This is a genomic window from Shewanella sp. 10N.286.52.B9 (genome assembly GCF_002873635.1).
In the GTDB taxonomy this organism is placed as follows: Bacteria; Pseudomonadota; Gammaproteobacteria; order Enterobacterales; family Shewanellaceae; genus Shewanella.
Genome location: NZ_MCTY01000014.1, coordinates 1 through 15,788 on the forward strand (window position 1 = coordinate 1; position 15,788 = coordinate 15,788).

The window sequence follows — 15,788 nt, forward strand, 5'->3', positions numbered from 1 at the left end:
GTTGTTACACTAATCTACCCAATCGCAATGGATGACGGTTTACGTTTCGCTATCCGTGAAGGTGGCCGTACTGTTGGTGCTGGTGTTGTAGCTAAAGTTATCGCTTAATAGCGATTTTAGTTAACACATAAAAAAAGGAAGCTTCGGCTTCCTTTTTTGTTTTTATTATTTTTTGTAAGATTTGCTGATGATCTCTAGTGTCATCCTTGCGAACTGACTAGAATAAGAATACAATCTATGGCCGATTTTTGACCCTGAGCTGATGCTTTTCGTGGCTTAATTCGGAAGTACTGATTGATAATGGTACACTTTATCAATTTTAAGCTCAGGTCTCTTAGTGAGTAACGGAACCAACCGATGACAACAAATACTGAAAACCAGACTAATTCTCTGGATATTGTTAAGTGGGGCATAGCAGTTATATTGATTGCCGCCGCTGTTATTGGCAACCAAGCATTTGGCGAAGCCAGTGTTGTGGTACGCGCTTTAGGCGTAATTGTTGCCTTTGTTCTTGCAGGTTTTATTGCTCTGCAAACCGTGAAAGGTAAAGAAGCTTTATCTTTTGCTCGTGAAGCTCACATTGAAGTTCGTAAAGTGGTTTGGCCTACGCGTCAAGAAGCGCTAAACACTACATTCATTGTTCTTGCTGCAACAGCTGTCGTAGCCGTTATCCTTTGGGGTTTCGACTGGGTACTTTTGCGCGTTGTTAACCTAATTACTGGCGTATAGGCATTTACATGACTGAAGCAACAGAAGCTAAAAAAAGATGGTATGTGATCCAAGCATTCTCGGGCTATGAAGGCCGTGTATGTAAAACATTGCTTGAACACATAAAAATGCACAACATGGAAGATTACTTCGCTGAGGTATTAGTACCGACAGAAGAAGTGGTTGAAATGCGTGCAGGTCAGCGTCGCAAAAGCGAACGTAAATTCTTCCCTGGCTATGTATTAGTACAGATGGAAATGAATGACGAAAGCTGGCATTTAGTTAAAAGTATTCCACGTGTTATGGGCTTTATCGGTGGTACATCTGACCGTCCAGCGCCTATTTCAGACAAAGAAGCGGATGCCATTCTTCAGCGTTTACAAGACACAGTTGAGTCACCGACTCATCGCGTTATGTATGAACCTGGTGAAGTTGTTCGTGTTAACGATGGTCCATTTGCTGATTTTAATGGCACTATCGAAGAAGTTGATTACGACAAGAACCGCGTTAAGGTTTCAGTAATGATCTTCGGTCGCTCTACTCCTGTTGAACTTGATTTCGATCAAGTTGAAAAGAGCTGATTAAATTAACTACAAATAGTATTTGTTTGCGGGTGCGAATTTTTGTATAATTCGCACCCGTAATTTTCAAGGGGAGCATATTGGCATGTAGCCGATACGCGTTTGAACCCAAACTGAGGATATGTCGACATGGCAAAGAAAATTGAAGCTTATATTAAGCTACAAGTAGCAGCCGGTGCTGCAAACCCGTCTCCACCAGTTGGACCTGCTTTAGGTCAAAAAGGTGTGAACATCATGGAATTCTGTAAAGCATTCAACGCTCGTACTGAAAAGTTCGAAAAAGGCATGCCAATTCCTGTTGTTATCACTGTATACAACGACCGTTCTTTCACGTTCGAAACTAAGACTCCTCCAGCATCTTTCTTATTATTGAAAGCTGCAGGTCTTAAGTCTGGTTCTGGCCGTCCGAACACTGAGAAAGTTGGTACTATCAAGCGTAGCGCAGTTCAAGAAATTGCTGAATCAAAAGCTACTGATATGACTGGCGCTGATATTGAAGCGATGACTCGCTCAATTGAAGGTACTGCACGTTCAATGGGTTTGGTAGTAGAGGACTAATATAATGGCAAAGCTAACTAAGCGCATGCGCGTTATCCGTGAAAAATTAGACGGAACTAAGAACTACGACATCAATGAAGCTACTGCTTTATTAAAAGAATTAGCAACTGCTAAGTTCGTAGAAAGTGTTGACGTTGCTGTTAACCTAGGTATCGATCCTCGTAAATCAGATCAAAACGTTCGTGGCGCTACAGTATTACCACATGGTACTGGCCGTGAAGTTCGTGTTGCTGTGTTTACACAGGGCGCAAACGCTGAAGCAGCTAAAGAAGCTGGTGCAGAACTTGTTGGTATGGAAGATCTTGCTGCACAAGTTAAAGCTGGCGAAATGAACTTTGACGTTGTTATCGCATCTCCAGATGCAATGCGCGTTGTTGGTATGTTAGGTCAAATCTTAGGCCCACGTGGTTTAATGCCTAACCCTAAAACTGGTACAGTAACGCCTAACGTTGCTGATGCAGTTAAAAATGCCAAAGCTGGTCAAGTTCGTTACCGTAACGACAAGAACGGTATTATCCACACTACTATCGGTAAAGTGGATTTCACACCAGTTCAGCTTAAAGAAAACTTAGAATCGCTTGTAGCGGCACTGAAAAAGGCTAAGCCTGCAGTTGCTAAAGGCGTTTACTTGAAGAAAGTTACTATCTCTACCACTATGGGTGCAGGCGTAACTATCGATCAAGGTAGCTTAGACGAAGTTAAGTAATATACAAAGCGTGCGTATTAGTCTATAATGCGCGCACTTTGTGGGTTGAGGTCTATTTTCTACGTGTGTTACTAATTTATTAGTCCGCTTATTGAATAGATTTCCGTCCAAGACCGTAGGTGTAATCTAACCATTACTTAATTTCCTACGTAGACGGTGTCAGACCCCCCAGATAGATTTTGTTCTGCTGGAAAATCTGCACCGTAAGTCGTTAAACACTTTGTGTTTAACATGGTTAATTCTAGGGAATTCCCTAGGTAGAATCCAGGAGTAAAGCCAATGGCATTAAGACTCGAAGACAAAAAAGCGATTGTTGCTGAAGTCAACGAAGCAGCCAAAGGTGCTTTATCTGCAGTTGTTGCCGATTCACGCGGTGTAACTGTAGGTGATATGACCGGTTTGCGTAAAGCAGCTCGTGAAGCTGGTGTATTTATACGTGTAGTACGTAATACATTAGTTAAACGCGCTGTAGCTGGTACTGATTTTGAGTGCCTTAGCGACACGTTTACAGGTCCTACTTTAATTGCCTTTTCTAACGAGCACCCAGGTGCTGCAGCACGTCTATTAAAAGACTTCGCTGCTACGCAAGAAAAGTTTGAAATTAAAGCAGCAGCCTTTGAAGGGGAAGTAATCCCTGCAGCAGATATTGATCGTTTAGCGAAATTACCAACTTACGACGAAGCACTAGCTCAGTTAATGATGACTCTAAAAGAAGCATCTGCTGGCAAGTTTGTTCGTACCTTGGCCGCTCTTCGCGATCAAAAAGAAGCAGCTTAATATTTTATTAGCCGCTTAATTAAATTGAATTCAGTACAATAGGAATTTTTTGTTATGTCTATCACAAAAGACCAAATCTTAGAAGCTTTCGCAGAAATGTCTGTAATGGAAGTTGTTGAACTTATCGAAGCAATGGAAGAAAAATTCGGCGTTTCTGCTGCAGCTGCAGTAGTTTCTGGTGGTGGTGATGCTGCCGCTGCTGTTGAGCAAACAGAATTTGACGTTGTTATGACATCTTTCGGTGCTAACAAAGTTGCTGTTATTAAAGCACTTCGTGGCGCTACAGGTCTTGGCCTGAAAGAAGCTAAAGCGATGGCTGAATCTGCACCAGTTGCAGTTAAAGAAGCTATCTCTAAAGAAGAAGCTGAAGCACTTCAAGCAGACCTAGTTGCTGCTGGCGCTGAAGTAGAAGTTAAGTAAGTTATACTTTAACTTACCACCTCCCGAGTAATCGGGCGGAGGCTGGCGGTTTTTTAACCGTCGGCCTTTTTTGCGCTATATGCGCAGGCGATTTTTTATTCACCGTTTGTCGCCAGTTTTAGCAGTTCCTAGCAGAGATTACTGGTTAGGTTCTTGCCATTAACGGTGATGGGCAAACGTGCTGATTTAATCTTTTGTATTATTTCAGTCTTGGTCACATCTCGTAAGTAGAGGAAACCCATGGTTTACTCCTATTCTGAAAAGAAGCGTATTCGTAAAGACTTTGGCAAACGCCCAAAAGTTTTGGATATTCCGTACCTATTGTCTATTCAATTAGACTCTTTTAAGAAGTTCACCGATCAAGATCCTACGGGTGAACGTGGCTTCGAAGCCGCATTCCGTAGCGTTTTTCCCATCAAGAGCTTTTCTGGCAACTCTGAACTGCAATACGTCAGTTATAAGTTAGGCGAGCCAGTTTTTGATGTGAAAGAGTGTCAGATCCGCGGTGTTACATATTCAGCTCCATTACGCGTTAAATTGCGTATGGTGTTATATGACCGTGAAGCTGCACCAGGCACAGTTAAAGACATTAAAGAACAAGAAGTCTACATGGGTGATATCCCATTAATGACTGATAACGGTACTTTTGTTATCAATGGTACTGAGCGTGTTATCGTGTCTCAGTTACACCGCTCACCAGGTGTATTCTTTGATCATGACCGTGGTAAAACCCACTCTTCAGGTAAAGTGTTATATAACGCACGTATTATTCCTTACCGTGGTTCATGGCTTGACTTTGAATTTGATCCAAAAGATGCCTTATTTGTACGTATTGACCGTCGTCGTAAATTACCTGCGACTATCATGCTACGTGCACTTGAGTTTTCTACTCAAGAAATCTTAGACTTATTCTTTGAACGTACTCAGTTCAAAATTAAGAAAGATTCTCTTGTTATGGCACTTGTACCAGACCGTTTACGTGGTGAAACTGCAAGTTACGATATTAAAGATTCAGAAGGCAATGTTCTTGTTGAAACTGGTCGTCGTATTACTGCTCGTCACATTAAACAACTTGAAAAAACTGCCACTACAGAACTTGAAGTACCTGTAGATTACATTGTTGGTAAGTTTGCTGCTCAAGATTATATCGATCAAGATACTGGTGAAGTACTTGTTAGCGCCAATGCTGAAATCACCCTTGAAGACCTTGCTAAACTTTCTTTAGCAGGCATTAAAGAAGTTGATACTTTGTTTATCAACGATCTTGATCATGGTGCTTATATTTCTGACACATTACGTATCGATTCTACAACTAACCGCTTAGAAGCATTAGTTGAAATCTACCGCATGATGCGTCCAGGTGAGCCACCAACCAAAGATGCTGCTGAAAGCTTATTCCAGAACTTGTTCTTCAGTGAAGAACGTTATGACTTATCTAAAGTAGGTCGTATGAAGTTCAACCGTCGTCTTGAGATTGCTGAAGACGAAGGCGCTGGCGTATTGTCTAAAGAAGACATCGTACACGTTATGAAGAAAATCATCGAAATCCGTAATGGTGACGATGAAGTCGATGATATCGACCATCTTGGTAACCGTCGTATTCGTAGCGTTGGCGAAATGGCTGAAAACCAATTCCGTGTTGGTCTAGTTCGTGTTGAGCGTGCTGTTCGTGAACGTCTATCATTAGGCGACTTGAACGAGTTGATGCCACAAGATCTTATCAATGCGAAGCCTATTTCGGCAGCAGTGAAAGAATTCTTTGGTTCTTCACAGCTGTCTCAATTCATGGATCAAAACAACCCGCTTTCAGAAGTAACGCATAAGCGTCGTATTTCTGCTTTAGGCCCAGGTGGTTTGACTCGTGAACGTGCAGGCTTCGAAGTACGTGACGTACATCCGACTCACTATGGTCGTCTATGTCCGATTGAAACGCCAGAGGGACCAAACATTGGTCTAATTAACTCTTTAGCAAGTTTCGCACGTACTAACTCATACGGCTTCCTAGAAACGCCTTATCGTAAGGTTGTTGATAGTGTAATTACTGATGAAGTTGAATACTTGTCAGCAATTGAAGAAGGTCGTTATGTTATTGCACAGGCAAACATTGAAGTAGATGGTTCTAGCCGAATCATTGAAGAGCAAGTTGCTTGTCGTCATAAAGGTGAATCTACCTTTATGCGTGCTGCTGACATTCAATATATGGATGTATCACCACAACAGATTATTTCTGTTGCGGCATCACTAATTCCGTTCCTAGAACACGATGATGCTAACCGTGCATTGATGGGTGCGAACATGCAACGTCAAGCGGTTCCTACTTTACGTGCTGATAAGCCGTTAGTCGGTACAGGTATTGAGCGCACTTTAGCGGTCGATTCTGGTGTTGTTGTTGCTGCGAAACGTGGCGGTGTTGTTGATTACGTTGATGCTAGCCGTATCGTTATCAAAGTTAATGAAGCAGAGTTAACACCGGGTGAAGCTGGTATTGATATCTACAACTTAACTAAGTATACCCGTTCAAACCAAAACACCTGTATTAACCAACGTCCTTGTTGTTCTGTTGGTGATCCAATTGTACGTGGTGATGTATTAGCTGACGGTCCATCAACCGATTTAGGTGATTTGGCTCTTGGTCAAAACATGCGTATCGCGTTCATGCCGTGGAATGGTTATAACTTCGAAGATTCTATCTTAATTTCTGAGCGCGTAGCGCAAGAAGATCGTTTTACTACTATTCATATCCAAGAGCTTTCATGTATTGCTCGTGATACGAAACTAGGTAGCGAAGAAATCACAGCTGATATTCCAAACGTAGGTGAGTCTGCTTTATCTAAACTAGATGAATCAGGTATCGTTTACATTGGTGCTGAAGTTAAAGGCGGCGACATTCTAGTTGGTAAAGTGACACCTAAAGGTGAAACTCAGCTGACGCCAGAAGAGAAGCTATTGCGTGCAATTTTCGGTGAGAAAGCTTCAGATGTTAAGGACAGCTCTTTACGTGTACCTAACTCTGTTAAAGGCACCATCATCGACGTTCAAGTATTCACTCGTGACGGTATCGAGAAAGATAAACGTGCGCTTGAAATTGAAGAGATGCATGTTAGCCAAGCTCGCAAAGATTTAGGCGAAGAGTTCCAGATCCTTGAAGAAGGTGTGTTGAGCCGTGCGCGTAACTTATTACTATCTACCGGTTTCTCAGAAGCTAAATTAGCAGAGCTACCGCGTAAAGATGTATTAATTCAAGTTATCGATGACGAAGCTAAACAAACTGAACTTGAGCAATTAGCTGAGCAACATGAAGAGCTAAAAGCAGACTTCGATAAGAAGTTTGAAGTTAAGCGTCGTAAGATCACCCAAGGTGATGACTTAGCACCTGGTGTACTGAAAATTGTTAAGGTTTACCTAGCAGTTAAACGTACTATCCAACCTGGTGATAAGATGGCGGGTCGTCACGGTAACAAGGGTGTAATCTCTAAGATTTGTCCTATCGAAGACATGCCTTACGATGAAACTGGTGATCCAGTTGATATCGTACTTAACCCATTGGGCGTACCATCGCGTATGAACATTGGTCAGGTACTAGAAGTCCACTTAGGTGCTGCAGCTAAAGGTATCGGTAATCGTATTACTGCTATGCTTGAAGAGCAACGCGAACTGGCAGAGCTACGTAGCTACATTCAGCAGGTTTATGACTTAGGTGATGACGTTCTTCAGAAAGTCGACATCAGTACATTTAGCGACCATGAAGTAGTGCGCTTAGCTAAGAACCTGAGAGGCGGCATACCAATTGCTACGCCAGCTTTCGATGGTGCTAAAGAGAAAGAGATCAAGCAAATGCTTGAACTTGCAGGCTTACCTTCATCTGGCCAGTTAACATTATGTGACGGCCGTACCGGTAACGAATTTGAGCGTAAAGTAACTGTTGGTTACATGTACATGCTTAAATTGAACCATTTAGTTGATGACAAGATGCACGCCCGTTCAACCGGTTCGTACAGCTTAGTTACACAACAACCATTGGGCGGTAAAGCTCAATTCGGTGGTCAGCGTTTCGGTGAGATGGAAGTATGGGCACTAGAAGCATACGGTGCTGCATATACTCTTCAGGAAATGCTAACGGTTAAATCAGATGACGTTAACGGTCGTACTCAGATGTATAAAAACATCGTCGACGGTAACCATCAGATGCACCCAGGCATGCCTGAGTCTTTCAACGTATTGTTGAAGGAAATTCGTTCACTTGGTATTAATATCGAGTTGGATCAAGAGTAAGCATCGCTCTTAAGCAATGTTTGGTAACCAAGGATGCTTTGCAATAGCAAGGCATCTGGTTTAACTCCTTCAGGAGAGAAACGTGAAAGACTTATTAAAGTTTCTTAAACAGCAAAGCAAGACTGAAGAATTTAACGGAATCAAAATTGGTTTGGCTTCGCCAGATCTAATCCGTTCTTGGTCTTTTGGTGAAGTTAAAAAACCAGAAACCATTAACTACCGTACCTTTAAACCTGAACGTGAAGGTTTATTCTGTGCGCGTATTTTCGGTCCTGTGAAAGATTACGAATGTTTGTGTGGTAAATACAAGCGTTTGAAGCACCGTGGTGTTATTTGTGAGAAGTGTGGCGTTGAAGTTACACAGACTAAAGTGCGTCGTGAGCGCATGGGTCATATTGATCTTGCAAGCCCAGTTGCCCACATTTGGTTCTTGAAATCACTTCCGTCTCGTATCGGCTTAATGCTTGATATGACACTTCGTGACATCGAACGTGTACTTTACTTCGAATCATTTGTTGTGATCGAGCCTGGCATGACCAGTCTTGAACGTGGCCAAATGCTTACTGAAGAAACGTATCTTGATGCACTTGAAGAATACGGTGACGAGTTCGAAGCTAAAATGGGTGCTGAAGCAGTCTTAGACTTGCTACGTGCAATTGATTTAGAAGAACAGATCGAACAAATGCGTGAAGAGTTGCCTTCAATCAACTCTGAAACCCGTCGTAAAAAGGTCACTAAACGCCTTAAACTGATGGAAGCATTCTTCACTTCAGGTAACAAGCCTGAGTGGATGATCTTAAAAGTTCTACCGGTTCTACCACCTGATTTACGTCCTCTAGTACCACTAGATGGCGGACGTTTTGCTACGTCTGATTTGAACGACCTTTACCGTCGTGTAATCAACCGTAACAACCGTCTAAAACGTCTATTAGACTTAGCTGCGCCAGACATTATCGTACGTAACGAAAAGCGTATGTTACAAGAGTCTGTTGATGCGCTATTAGATAATGGTCGTCGTGGTCGTGCTATTACAGGTTCTAACAAGCGTCCGCTAAAATCTTTGGCCGATATGATCAAAGGTAAGCAAGGTCGTTTCCGTCAGAACTTACTTGGTAAGCGTGTTGACTACTCAGGCCGTTCGGTAATTACCGTAGGTCCTACTTTACGTCTGCACCAGTGTGGTCTTCCTAAGAAGATGGCACTTGAGCTATTCAAACCATTCATTTATGGCAAGCTAGAAGGTCGTGGTTTAGCTACTACGATTAAAGCTGCTAAGAAAATGGTTGAACGCGAACAGCCAGAAGTATGGGATGTTTTAGACGAAGTAATTCGTGAACATCCAGTTATGCTTAACCGTGCACCAACACTTCATAGACTTGGTATCCAGGCATTTGAGCCGGTACTAATTGAAGGTAAAGCTATTCAATTGCACCCATTAGTATGTGCGGCATATAACGCCGACTTCGATGGTGACCAAATGGCTGTGCACGTACCGTTAACGCTTGAAGCTCAATTAGAAGCTCGCTCGTTAATGATGTCGACAAACAACATCCTTTCTCCAGCAAATGGTGAGCCAGTAATCACGCCTTCTCAAGACGTGGTACTTGGTCTTTACTATACCAGCCGTGAATGTGTTAACGGCCGTGGTGAAGGTATGACATTTATGTCTGTTGATGAAGTTGAAAAAGCGTACGCAACAGGTGCTGCAGAATTGCATGCACGCGTTAAAGTACGTATTACAGAGACTTCAACTGACGACAATGGTGAAAAGACTCAAAGCCGTCGTATTGTAGATACTACAGTGGGCCGTGCATTGTTATCGCAGATCTTGCCTAAAGGCTTACCGTATGAACTGGTTAACCAGAACATGGGTAAAAAGCAAATCTCGAAACTATTGAACACTTGTTACCGTGCGCTAGGCCTAAAAGATACTGTTATCTTTGCTGACCAATTAATGTATACCGGTTTCCGTTATGCAACTATCTCAGGTGCCTCTGTTGGTATCAACGATATGGTTATCCCAGATGAGAAGTACACTTTAGTTGAAGAAGCTGAACGTGAAGTGCTTGAAATTCAAGAGCAGTTCCAATCAGGTCTGGTTACCGCTGGTGAGCGTTACAACAAAGTTATCGATATTTGGGCAAGTACCAACGATAAAATCTCTAAAGCGATGATGGACAACTTGAAGAAAGAAGTTGTTATCAATCGTGATGGCGAAGAAGAAGAGCAAGATTCGTTTAACAGCATCTATATGATGGCTGACTCGGGCGCTCGTGGTAGTGCTGCTCAGATCCGTCAGTTAGCGGGTATGCGTGGTCTGATGGCTAAGCCAGATGGCTCAATCATCGAAACCCCAATTACTGCGAACTTCCGTGAAGGTCTAAACGTACTTCAGTACTTCATCTCTACTCACGGTGCGCGTAAAGGTCTTGCCGATACCGCATTGAAAACAGCTAACTCGGGTTACCTAACTCGTCGTCTTGTTGACGTTGCACAAGATCTAGTTGTTATTGAAGATGATTGTGGCACTGAAGCTGGCTTAACCATGAAGCCGTTGATTGAAGGTGGTGATGTTAAAGAGCCTCTTCGTGAACGTGTTCTTGGTCGTGTTGTTGCTATTGACGTACTTGAGCCTGGTACTGAAAAAGTACTTGCTCCACGCAATACGCTACTTGACGAAGCATGGTGTGATCTTCTTGAAGAGCACAGCGTTGATGAAGTTATCGTACGTTCTGTAATTTCATGTGAAACAGACTTTGGTGTTTGTGCCGCATGTTACGGTCGTGACTTAGCTCGTGGTCATATCATTAACCACGGTGAAGCTATCGGTGTAGTTGCTGCTCAATCAATCGGTGAGCCAGGTACACAGCTTACGATGCGTACCTTCCACATTGGTGGTGCAGCATCTCGTGACTCTGCTGAAAACAATGTTCAAGTTAAGAACTCAGGTACACTGAAGCTTCATAATGCGAAATACGTTAAGAGCATCGACAACAAGTTAGTTATTGTTTCTCGTTCATCTGAACTTGCAATCATTGACGAACTAGGTCGTGAAAAAGAGCGTTACAGAGTACCTTACGGTACTGTTTTAGAAGTGTTGGAAGACAGTGAAGTGGCAGCAGGCGCAATTATTGCGAACTGGGATCCACATACTCACCCAATTATTTCTGAAGTAGCCGGTTCAGTTAAATTCGTAGACATGATTGAAGGCGTTACTATGACGCGTCAAACAGATGACCTAACTGGTCTGTCTTCGATTGTGGTACTTGACCCAAGTGCTCGTAGCACAGCTGGTAAAGAAATGCGTCCTGCTATCCGTCTAATCGACGCTGATGGCAACGATCTTATGATCCCGGGTACCGATGTACCTGCGCAGTATTTCTTACCTGGTAACGCGATTGTAGCGAAAGACGATAATGCACAAATTAACGTTGGTGATGCTTTAGCACGTATTCCTCAGGAATCGTCTAAAACTCGCGATATTACCGGTGGTCTACCACGTGTTGCTGACTTGTTCGAAGCTCGTAAACCAAAAGAGCCTGCTATCCTTGCTGAAATCTCGGGTACTATCTCATTCGGTAAAGAAACCAAAGGTAAAGTACGTCTAGTCATCAGCCCTGCTGATGGTAGTGATCATTATGAAGAAATGATCCCTAAATGGCGTAACCTGAACGTGTTCGAAGGTGAAAAAGTTGAACGTGGTGAAGTTATTGCTGACGGCCCAGAAGCTGCGCATGACATCCTACGTTTACGTGGCATCCATCATGTTGCTAACTATATTGTTGATGAAGTTCAAGACGTTTACCGCCTACAGGGCGTTAAAATCAATGATAAGCACATTGAGGTGATTATTCGCCAAATGCTACGTAAGTGCTTAATTACTGACGCTGGTGATACCGAATTCTTAGTCGGTGAACAAGCTGAAGTTGCCCGCGTTAAGATCGCTAACCGCGAACTTGAAGCACAAGGCAAAGCACCTGCGAAGTTTGAGCGTGAATTATTAGGTATTACCAAAGCATCTTTGGCTACTGAATCATTCATCTCAGCTGCATCGTTCCAGGAAACAACTCGCGTACTAACCGAAGCTGCTGTTGGCGGTAAGAGCGATCCATTACGTGGTCTGAAAGAAAACGTAATTGTTGGTCGTCTAATCCCAGCTGGTACCGGTTATGCATATCACACAGCTCGTAATGAAGCTCGTGCGAATGTCAAATCAGACAATGCAGAAGCGCCAGTGATCACTGCAAGTGAAGCAGAGAAGAACTTAGCTGACTTACTTAACTTAGCCGGAAGTGCTGATTAAAGTAAATGGTATGTTAAAAAAGGCGCCTTTGGCGCCTTTTTTATTGGAAATTGCATGAAAAGTTGTCTATTTCTTGACAGTTGGCCATTACCTTTCTAAACTTTCGCGTCCCATCATAGTGGGATATAGATTTTTCACACAAAATTGTTGAGATATTTCAACTGAACGGAGCTATTCATGGCAACTGTAAACCAGTTGGTACGTAAGCCTCGCTCGCCAAAAGTCGAAAAGACTAACGTGCCAGCGTTGAATGCGTGTCCACAAAAACGTGGAGTTTGTACTCGTGTGTACACAACTACTCCTAAAAAACCTAACTCTGCACTACGTAAAGTAGCACGTGTTCGCTTAACTAACGGTTTCGAAGTTACTTCGTACATCGGTGGTGAAGGTCACAACTTGCAGGAACATAGTGTAATTCTAATCCGTGGTGGTCGTGTTAAAGATCTACCTGGTGTGCGTTACCACACTATTCGCGGTGCATTAGATTGTGCTGGCGTAAGTGCTCGTCGCAACGGCCGTTCTAAGTACGGTGCTAAGCGTCCTAAGTCGTAACTTGTCCGTTTAAGTAAGGCCAAGCTAGTTAAAAAAATTCCAGTTTTGGAAGTACCTGAAGCATACGGAGAATTGTTATGCCAAGACGTCGCGTTGTAGGACAACGTAAAATCCTACCAGATCCAAAGTTCAAAAGTGAGTTGTTGGCTAAGTTCATCAACGTCATTATGGTTGACGGTAAAAAGTCAACTGCTGAAAAAATTATCTACCAAGCATTAGATGTTGTCGCTGAAAAGAAAAGCGAAGAGCATTTAAGCATCCTTGAAGCTGCTCTTGATAATGTTCGTCCATCAGTCGAAGTTAAATCTCGTCGCGTTGGTGGTTCAACTTATCAAGTACCATGTGAAGTTCGTCCAGTGCGTCGTAACGCACTAGCGATGCGCTGGTTAGTTGAAGCTGCTCGCAAGCGTGGTGAAAAATCTATGGCTCTACGTCTAGCTGGTGAAATGCTAGACGCATCTGAAAACAAAGGTACTGCTGTTAAGAAGCGTGAAGACGTGCATCGCATGGCTGAAGCTAACAAAGCCTTTGCTCATTACCGTTGGTAATTTGATGGAGTGGGCGTTAGCCCACTCCATATTGTTGATATTTTCTAAAGCACTTTAGCTTTAGTTGAGAGGGTATAAATAGTGGCTCGTACAACCCCAATTGAGCGTTATCGTAATATCGGTATCGTTGCTCATGTGGATGCAGGTAAAACTACCACAACAGAACGTGTTCTGTTCTATACCGGTTTGTCTCATAAAATCGGTGAGGTGCATGACGGCGCCGCTACCACTGACTGGATGGTTCAAGAGCAAGAGCGTGGTATTACTATCACATCTGCTGCTGTAACCACATTCTGGCGTGGTATGGATGCTCAATTCACCGAACATCGTATTAATATCATCGATACCCCTGGTCATGTTGACTTTACTATTGAAGTAGAACGTTCGCTTCGAGTACTTGATGGTGCAGTTGTTGTCTTCTGCGGATCATCAGGTGTCGAGCCACAATCTGAAACTGTTTGGCGTCAAGCTGATAAGTATCAGGTACCGCGCATGGTATTCGTTAATAAAATGGATCGTGCAGGTGCTGACTTTGATAGTGTCATCGACCAAATCCGTAACCGCCTAGGTGCGACTTGTGTCCCTATTCAATTGAATATTGGCGCTGAGGAGAACTTTAAAGGGGTTATTGATTTAATTAAGATGAAAGCAATTAATTGGTCTGAAAAAGACCAAGGAACGACTTTCTCTTATGAAGAAATTCCTGCAGATCTTCTCGCTAAGGCAGAAGAAATGCATGAGTATCTCGTGGAAAGTGCTGCAGAGGCCTCTGATGAATTGATGGAAAAATACCTTGAAGAAGGTGAGCTATCAGAATTAGAGATCAAGCAAGCATTACGTCAGCGCACAATTAACAATGAAATAGTATTAGCAACTTGTGGTTCTGCATTTAAGAACAAAGGTGTTCAAGCTGTTTTAGATGGTGTGGTCGATTACTTACCGGCTCCTACTGAAGTCCCTGCAATTAAAGGGATTGACGAGAACGATAATGAAGTCGAACGTCCATCAGACGATAATGCCCCTTTTGCGGCATTAGCGTTTAAAATTGCGACTGATCCATTTGTTGGAACTTTAACCTTTATCCGTGTATATTCAGGCGTATTAGAGTCGGGTGCAGCGGTTTACAACTCTGTCAAAGAGAAACGTGAACGCGTCGGCCGAATCGTACAAATGCATGCAAATGACCGAACCGAGCTGAAAGAAGTTCGTGCTGGTGATATTGCCGCGGCAATTGGCTTAAAAGATGTGACAACAGGAGATACTCTTTGCGCAAATGATCACAAAGTGATTTTAGAACGCATGGAGTTTCCAGAACCTGTAATTACTATTGCCGTTGAGCCACGTTCGCAAGCAGACCAAGATAAAATGGCGATTGCGCTGCAAAAATTAGCAGCTGAAGACCCGTCTTTTAGAGTGGAAACTGATGCAGAATCAGCTCAAACATTGATTTCTGGCATGGGTGAATTACATTTAGACATTATCGTAGACAGAATGCGTCGCGAATTTAATGTAGATTGTAACGTAGGTAAACCTCAGGTTGCTTATCGTGAAACAATTCGCTCAGCAGTTGAAGTGGAAGGTAAGTTCGTACGTCAATCAGGCGGACGTGGTCAGTTTGGCCATGTGTGGTTGAAAGTTGAACCTTCTGAAGAAGGTCAAGGCTACGAATTTGTTAACGAAATCGTTGGTGGTGCAGTTCCTCGTGAATTCATCCCATCCGTTGACAAAGGTATTCAAGAGCAAATGAATAACGGCGTATTAGCTGGTTATCCAATGCTTGATGTGAAAGTGACTTTATTTGACGGCTCATATCATGATGTCGACTCAAATGAGATGGCTTTCAAAATTGCTGGTTCAATGGGCTTCAAAAAGGGTGCGCTTGAAGCAACCCCTGTGTTACTAGAACCCACAATGAAAGTGGAAATAACCACACCTGAAAATAACATGGGCGATGTAGTGGGTGATTTGAACCGACGTCGCGGTATTATTGAAGGTATGGATGATGGTCTGGGTGGTGTTAAAATTATCCACGCTGTTGTACCGCTTTCTGAAATGTTTGGTTATGCTACTGACTTGCGAAGTGCAACTCAGGGTCGTGCTTCATACTCTATGGAGTTCTTAAAGTACGACGATGCACCATCAAATATTGCAAAGGCAATTATTGAATCACGTACTTAAATTTTTAAGTACTTAATTAACTGTTATATAGCTCGTTGTCGAGCACTTCTGAAAAGAAAGGAATATATCGTGGCTAAAGAAAAATTTGAACGTAGTAAACCACACGTAAACGTGGGTACAATTGGTCACGTCGACCATGGTAAAACTACTCTTACAGCAGCTATCTCAGCTGTATTGTCAAAAGT

13 protein-coding genes are annotated in these 15,788 nt (G+C 42.9%); all 13 read left to right on the top strand.

Annotation, left to right across the window (positions count from 1 at the left end; translation table 11 throughout):
• On the top strand, nucleotides 1–108 hold a 108-nt coding region (locus BCU91_RS01575), incomplete at its 5' end, for a hypothetical protein (protein ID WP_198590414.1).
• Nucleotides 109–357: 249 nt separating this feature from the next.
• A complete protein-coding gene (secE, locus tag BCU91_RS01580) occupies nucleotides 358–729 on the top strand; it encodes a preprotein translocase subunit SecE (RefSeq protein ID WP_102439681.1) in 372 nt (123 codons plus the stop codon).
• Between the two features lie 8 nt (nucleotides 730–737).
• A complete protein-coding gene (gene nusG / locus BCU91_RS01585) occupies nucleotides 738–1,289 on the top strand; it encodes a transcription termination/antitermination protein NusG (RefSeq protein ID WP_076543266.1) in 552 nt (183 codons plus the stop codon).
• Nucleotides 1,290–1,418: 129 nt separating this feature from the next.
• A complete protein-coding gene (gene rplK / locus BCU91_RS01590) occupies nucleotides 1,419–1,847 on the top strand; it encodes a 50S ribosomal protein L11 (protein ID WP_076543265.1) in 429 nt (142 codons plus the stop codon).
• Between the two features lie 4 nt (nucleotides 1,848–1,851).
• Nucleotides 1,852–2,553: a 50S ribosomal protein L1 gene (gene rplA / locus BCU91_RS01595; protein WP_102439680.1), complete on the top strand. Its 702-nt coding sequence runs from the start codon at nucleotides 1,852–1,854 to the stop codon at nucleotides 2,551–2,553.
• Nucleotides 2,554–2,832: 279 nt separating this feature from the next.
• Nucleotides 2,833–3,330 (top strand): 50S ribosomal protein L10, encoded by a 498-nt coding sequence (gene rplJ, locus BCU91_RS01600; RefSeq protein ID WP_076543263.1) that lies wholly within the window; start codon nucleotides 2,833–2,835, stop codon nucleotides 3,328–3,330.
• A 54-nt stretch (nucleotides 3,331–3,384) separates the two neighbouring features.
• Nucleotides 3,385–3,750, top strand: coding sequence for a 50S ribosomal protein L7/L12 (gene rplL, locus BCU91_RS01605; protein WP_076543262.1), 366 nt, complete (start codon nucleotides 3,385–3,387; stop codon nucleotides 3,748–3,750).
• A gap of 240 nt (nucleotides 3,751–3,990) precedes the next feature.
• Nucleotides 3,991–8,022 carry a DNA-directed RNA polymerase subunit beta gene (rpoB, locus tag BCU91_RS01610; RefSeq protein ID WP_102439679.1) on the top strand — a complete coding sequence of 1,344 codons (4,032 nt, stop codon included), beginning with the start codon at nucleotides 3,991–3,993 and terminating at the stop codon, nucleotides 8,020–8,022.
• A gap of 82 nt (nucleotides 8,023–8,104) precedes the next feature.
• Complete coding sequence (gene rpoC / locus BCU91_RS01615; RefSeq protein WP_102530752.1) at nucleotides 8,105–12,325, top strand: DNA-directed RNA polymerase subunit beta'; 4,221 nt, start codon at nucleotides 8,105–8,107, stop codon at nucleotides 12,323–12,325.
• A gap of 177 nt (nucleotides 12,326–12,502) precedes the next feature.
• Nucleotides 12,503–12,877 carry a 30S ribosomal protein S12 gene (rpsL, locus tag BCU91_RS01620; RefSeq protein WP_076543259.1) on the top strand — a complete coding sequence of 125 codons (375 nt, stop codon included), beginning with the start codon at nucleotides 12,503–12,505 and terminating at the stop codon, nucleotides 12,875–12,877.
• A 77-nt stretch (nucleotides 12,878–12,954) separates the two neighbouring features.
• Complete coding sequence (gene rpsG, locus BCU91_RS01625; protein ID WP_076543258.1) at nucleotides 12,955–13,425, top strand: 30S ribosomal protein S7; 471 nt, start codon at nucleotides 12,955–12,957, stop codon at nucleotides 13,423–13,425.
• Nucleotides 13,426–13,506: 81 nt separating this feature from the next.
• The gene (fusA, locus tag BCU91_RS01630) at nucleotides 13,507–15,603 is read left to right on the top strand and encodes an elongation factor G (RefSeq protein WP_102439677.1); all 2,097 of its coding nucleotides are present in this window, start codon (nucleotides 13,507–13,509) and stop codon (nucleotides 15,601–15,603) included.
• A 69-nt stretch (nucleotides 15,604–15,672) separates the two neighbouring features.
• A partial coding sequence (locus BCU91_RS01635) for a GTP-binding protein (RefSeq protein WP_241901071.1) occupies nucleotides 15,673–15,788 on the top strand: 116 nt, incomplete at its 3' end.

Bases quoted from the DNA above. Each gene is read 5' to 3' on its own strand.
- secE (WP_102439681.1), top strand. From the start codon at position 358: ATGACAACAAATACTGAAAACCAGACTAATTCTCTGGATATTGTTAAG.
- rpoB (WP_102439679.1), top strand. From the start codon at position 3,991: ATGGTTTACTCCTATTCTGAAAAGAAGCGTATTCGTAAAGACTTTGGC.
- rpsG (WP_076543258.1), top strand. From the start codon at position 12,955: ATGCCAAGACGTCGCGTTGTAGGACAACGTAAAATCCTACCAGATCCA.
- rpsL (WP_076543259.1), top strand. From the start codon at position 12,503: ATGGCAACTGTAAACCAGTTGGTACGTAAGCCTCGCTCGCCAAAAGTC.
- rplJ (WP_076543263.1), top strand. From the start codon at position 2,833: ATGGCATTAAGACTCGAAGACAAAAAAGCGATTGTTGCTGAAGTCAAC.
- rplL (WP_076543262.1), top strand. From the start codon at position 3,385: ATGTCTATCACAAAAGACCAAATCTTAGAAGCTTTCGCAGAAATGTCT.
- rplA (WP_102439680.1), top strand. From the start codon at position 1,852: ATGGCAAAGCTAACTAAGCGCATGCGCGTTATCCGTGAAAAATTAGAC.
- rplK (WP_076543265.1), top strand. From the start codon at position 1,419: ATGGCAAAGAAAATTGAAGCTTATATTAAGCTACAAGTAGCAGCCGGT.
- nusG (WP_076543266.1), top strand. From the start codon at position 738: ATGACTGAAGCAACAGAAGCTAAAAAAAGATGGTATGTGATCCAAGCA.